Here is a 5,172-nt window from a genome sequence, read left to right on the forward strand (position 1 = left end):
GTCGCGGCCGAGACCGCGGCGCGCCTGGGCCGGCACCGCATCGCCGCGTCGGCCGAGTTGCACCTGCCGGGCGGGCGCGTGCTGGAGATGCTGAGCCACCCGATGCCCGACGGCGGCTGGGTCGCCGTCTGCCGCGACCTGAGCGCACGCCGCGCGATGGAGGCACAGCTGCGGCAGGCCCAGCGCATGGAGGTGCTGGGGCAGCTGACCGGCGGCATCGCGCACGACTTCAACAACTTCCTGAGCGCGATCCTCGGCAACCTGGAGCTGCTGCGCCATCGGCTGCTCGGTGACGAGCGGGTCAGCGCGCTGGCCGTGCGCGCGCACAAGGCGGCCGAGTCGGCGGCCGGCCTGTCGCGGCGGCTGCTGGTGTTCGCGCGGCGCCAGCCGCTGGAGGTGGAGTCGGTGTGCGTGGCCGACATGCTGGCCGAGATGCAGGACCTGGTCGAGTACTCGGTCGGGCCGGCGATCGAGGTGCGGATCGACGAAGGCAGCGCAGACGCCGCGCTGTCGGTGCAGGCCGACCGCGGCCAGCTGGAGAACGCGCTGCTGAACCTCGCGCTGAACAGCGCCGCCGCGATGCCGGGCGGCGGCATGCTGACGCTGTCGGTCGCGCACGTCGCGCACAGCGACCGCGTGGTGCCGGCCGGCGAGGCGGTCGTGATCCGCGTGCACGACACCGGCCACGGCATGCCGGCCGAGGTGCAGGCGCGCGTGGCCGAACCGTTCTTCACGACCAAGGCGCCCGGGCAAGGCAGCGGGCTGGGGCTCGCGATCGTCGACGGCTTCATGCGCCAGTGCGGTGGCAGCCTGGTGCTGCACAGCGCCGAGGGCCTCGGCACCACGGCCGAGCTGTGGCTGGCGGCCTCGCACGCCGGTGCGCCGGCCCCGCTGCCGCGCGCGGCGGTGCATGCGCGCGGCGCGGCAGCCCGCGTGCTGCTGGTGGAGGACGACGACAGCGTGCGCGCCACTGCGGCCGCGCTGCTCGACGACCTGGGCGCCAGCGTCACCGCAGTGGCGTCGGAGCACGACGCGCTCGCCTGCATGGTGGCGCACGGCCCGTTCGACCTGCTGCTGTCGGACGTGATGCTCGGCCCGGGCGGCGACGGCATCGCGCTGTGGCACCGCATCGCGCATGACTGGCCGCAGCAGCGCATCGTGCTGAGCTCGGGCCTGCCGCCGGAAGTGCATGCACGGCGCGCCGACTGGCCGGACGCGGCCGCCTTCCTGCCGAAGCCGTTCACGCGCAAGAGCCTGGAGGCGCTGATCGCATGAATCTTCACCGCCTCGACCTCGTCTCGCTGCAGCTGTTCAGCCTGGTCGCGCGCAGCGGCAGCATCAGCCAGGGCGCCGCGCTCGCACACCTCGCGGTGGGCGCGGCCAGCAAGCGCATCACCGACCTGGAGGCGGCTGTCGGCAGCACGCTGCTGGAACGCCATTCCCGCGGCGTCACGCTGACGGCCGCCGGGCAGGCGCTGCAGCAGCATGCGCAGCGCATCCTGAGCGATGTCGACCGGCTGGCGGCCGACCTCTCCGACCACGCGGCCGGGCTGGTCGGCGTGGTGCGGCTGTGGGCCAACACCTCGGCGATCACGCAGTTCCTGCCGCCGGACATCGCCGCCTTCGTCGCGCAGAACCCGGGCATCCGCATCGAGCTGGAAGAGGAAGACAGCAGTGCGGTGGTGCAGGCCGTGCTCGACGGCCGGGCCGACCTGGGCATCTTCGCTGACCGCACCGCCACGCACGGGCTGCACACGATGAACTACCGCGAGGACCGGCTGGTGCTGGTGGTGCCGCGCGGGCATGCGCTGGCGCGCCGGCGCAGCCTGCGCTTCGAGGAGCTGCTGGACTGCGATTTCGTGAGCCTCTCGGAAGGCACCTCGCTGGCGCGCCGGCTGCACACCGAGGCGCAGGCGCTCGGGCGCCAGCTGCGGCTGCGCATCCGCGTGCGCAGCTTCGACGCGATGTGCCGCATGGTGGCCGCCGGCCTCGGCATCGGCGTGCTGCCGCGCGATGCGATCCTGCCGCACCTGCGCTCGATGGACCTGCGGCAGGTCGGCCTCGCGGACGACTGGGCGCGCCGCAAGCTGCTGCTCGGCGTGCGCGATGCGGCCGCCGTGTCGCGCCACGTGCGGCTGCTGATCGACCACCTCGATCCGGGTTGACCCGCGGCCGCTTTCGCGAACCGCGAAAGCTCGCTGCACGCCTTTGCCATTCCCCATCGCCGGGCCGGTTTCGACAATGGCCCGATGAACACACCCTCCCCCGCCCCCGGCGCATTGCACGGCGTGCGCGTCGTCGAGATGGGCCAGCTGATCGCCGGCCCGTTCGCCGGCAAGACGCTCGGTGAATTCGGCGCCGACGTGATCAAGATCGAACCGCCCGGCAGCGGCGACCCGCTGCGCAACTGGCGCCTGCTGAAGGACGGCACCTCCGTGTGGTGGCAGGTGCAGTCGCGCAACAAGCGCTCGATCGCGCTCGACCTGCGCGACGCCGAAGGCCAGGAAATCGCACGCCGGCTGATCGCGCAGGCCGACGTGCTGATCGAGAACTTCCGCCCCGGCACGCTGGAAGGCTGGGGGCTCGGCTACGAGGCCCTGTCGGCGCTGAACCCGGGTCTCGTGATGCTGCGCATCTCCGGCTACGGCCAGACCGGGCCGTACCGCGACCTGCCCGGCTTCGGCGCGATCGGTGAAGCCATGGGCGGGCTGCGCCACCTGACCGGCGAGCCCGGCCGCGTGCCGGTGCGCTGCGGCATCTCGCTCGGCGACACGCTGGCCGCGCTGCACGGCTGCATCGGCGTGCTGACCGCGCTGTACCACCGCCAGGCCCACGGCGGGCGCGGCCAGGTGATCGACGTGGCGCTGAACGAGGCCGTCTTCAACGTGATGGAAAGCCTGCTGCCCGAGTACAGCGCGTTCGGCGCGGTGCGCGGGCCGGCCGGCAGCGCGCTGCCCGGCATCGCGCCGTCGAACGCCTACCGCTGCCGCGACGGCGTGGTGCTGATCGCGGGCAACGGCGACAGCATCTTCAAGCGATTGATGCAGGCGATCGGCCGCGAGGAGCTGGGCAACGATGCAGGGCTCGCCGCCAACGCCGGGCGCGTGGCGCGCGTGGCCGAGCTCGATGCCGCCATCGAGGCCTGGACCGCGCCACGCGACGTGGCCGACGTGCTGGCCGTGCTGAGAGAAGCGCGCGTGCCCTGCGGCAAGGTCTACACCGCGCAGGACATCGCCGAAGACCCCCACTACCGGGCGCGCGACATGCTGCTCGCGCAGACCACGCGGGCCGGCGACACGCTCGAGGTGCCGGGCATCGTGCCCAAGCTGATGTCCACCCCCGGCAGCGTGCGCAGCTCGGCGCCTGGCCTCGGCGACGACACCGACGCGGTGCTGCATGAACTGGGGCTGCGCGACGGCGAGATCGCCGCGCTGCGCGAACGGGGGGTGGTGGCATGAGCAACAGCATCTGGAACGGCAACGACCGGCGCCTGCGCCTGTGCGAGGTGGGCATGCGCGACGGCCTGCAGATCGAACCCGTTTTCGTGCCGACCGAAGACAAGATCACGCTGATCGATGCGCTGTCGCAGGCCGGCGCGGCCAAGATCGAGGTCACCGCCTTCGTCTCGGCGCAGGCCATCCCGGCGCTGCGCGACGGCGAGGTCGTGATGCGCGAGATCGCGCGCCGGCCCGGCGTCGTCTACAGCGCACTGGTGCCCAACGTGCGCGGTGCGCAGCGCGCGATCGAGGCCCGCACCGACGAGCTGAACCTGGTGATGTCGGCCAGCGAGAGCCACAACCTCGCCAACCTGCGGATGACGCGCGGGCAGTCGTTCGCCGCGCTGTCGCAGGTGGCCGCGCTGGCGCGCGAGGCCGGCGTGGCCGTCAACGTCTCGCTGTCGTGCTGCTTCGGCTGCCCGATGGAAGGCGAGGTGCCGGCCGGCACGGTGCTGGACTGGTGCGAGCGCTTCGTCGACGAACTCGGCGCGCAGGGCGTGACGCTGTGCGACACCACCGGCATGGCGTACCCGCCCCAGGTGCAGGCGCTGGTGCGGGGTTTCCGCGCGCGCTGGCCGGGCACCGCGCTGACGGTGCACTTCCACGACACGCGCGGCCTCGGCCTCGCGAACCTGCTGGCCGCGATCGAGGCCGGTGCCGACCGCTTCGACGCCTCGCTCGGCGGCCTGGGCGGCTGCCCGTATGCGCCGGGTGCGAGCGGCAACGTCTGCAGCGAGGACATCGTGCATGCGCTCGCGCTGATGGGCTACGACACCGGCGTCGACCTGCCGGCGCTGCTGGCGGCCGCATCGCGCCTGCCGGCGCTGATCGGCCACGCGCTGCCCGGCCAGGTCGTCAAGGCCGGCCGGCGCCTCGACCTGCATCCCTTGCCCGCCGACTTCGAGGCCACGCGTGCACGCGCGCTGGCCCGCGGCTGAACCCGATCACAACACAGGAGACATTCCATGAACCGCACGTTGCACGCCATCGCCCTGTCGCTGGCCGCCCTCTCGCTCCCGGTGCTGGCCGCCGCCCCCTATCCCTCCAAGCCGATCACGCTGATCGTGCCGACCGCCCCCGGCGGCACCACCGACCTGGCCGCGCGCATGCTGGCCGAGCCGCTGGGCAAGGCGCTCGGCCAGACGGTCGTCGTCGACAACCGCGGCGGCGCGAGCGGCGGCATCGCCGCGGTGGCCGTCAAGCGCGCCGAGCCCGACGGCTACACGCTGCTGATGCAGTACTCCGGCTACCACGTGATCACGCCGCACCTGATGAAGCAGTCGCAGTGGGAGCAGCGCGACCTGCAGCCGGTGGCCAATGTGCTGAACGCGCCGCAGCTGGTCGTCGTGCGCGCCGGGCTGCCGGTCAAGACGCTGGCCGAGCTGGTCGCCTATGCGAAGCAGAACCCCGGCAAGCTGAGCTTCGCGTCGTCGGGCAATGGCTCGCTGCAGCACGTCACCGGCGCGATGCTCGCGCAGCAGGCCGGCGTGCAGATGACCCACGTGCCGTACAAGGGCACCGGCCCGGCGCTGCAGRACCTGCTGGGCTCGCAGGTCGACCTGAGCTTCGGCACGCCGCCACCGTTCCTCCCGTTCGTGCAGTCGGGCAAGCTGCGCGCGCTGGCCGTCACCGGAGCGCACCGGCTGCCGTCGCTGCCCGACGTGCCGACCGCCGC

Annotated in this window: 5 protein-coding genes; all 5 read left to right on the top strand. The window is 73.0% G+C overall.

Annotated elements, in window-relative coordinates; genetic code table 11:
• Positions 1-1,275: ATP-binding protein (locus AC1D15_RS17110; RefSeq protein ID WP_477826911.1), on the top strand; the 1,275-nt coding region annotated here is incomplete at its 5' end.
• Positions 1,272-2,165, top strand: a complete 894-nt coding sequence (locus AC1D15_RS17115; protein ID WP_477826912.1) for a LysR substrate-binding domain-containing protein — start codon at positions 1,272-1,274, stop codon at positions 2,163-2,165. The genes AC1D15_RS17110 and AC1D15_RS17115, both read left to right, overlap by 4 nt.
• 84 nt (positions 2,166-2,249) lie before the next feature.
• Complete coding sequence (locus AC1D15_RS17120; RefSeq protein WP_477826913.1) at positions 2,250-3,458, top strand: CaiB/BaiF CoA transferase family protein; 1,209 nt, start codon at positions 2,250-2,252, stop codon at positions 3,456-3,458.
• A complete protein-coding gene (locus tag AC1D15_RS17125; RefSeq protein WP_477826914.1) occupies positions 3,455-4,435 on the top strand; it encodes a hydroxymethylglutaryl-CoA lyase in 981 nt (326 codons plus the stop codon). Before AC1D15_RS17120 ends, AC1D15_RS17125 begins: the two co-directional genes overlap by 4 nt.
• A 27-nt stretch (positions 4,436-4,462) precedes the next feature.
• Positions 4,463-5,172, top strand: a 710-nt coding sequence (locus AC1D15_RS17130) for a Bug family tripartite tricarboxylate transporter substrate binding protein (protein ID WP_477826915.1), incomplete at its 3' end; no start/stop codon positions are given.

This window comes from Rhizobacter sp. P2_H2 (genome assembly GCF_056403375.1).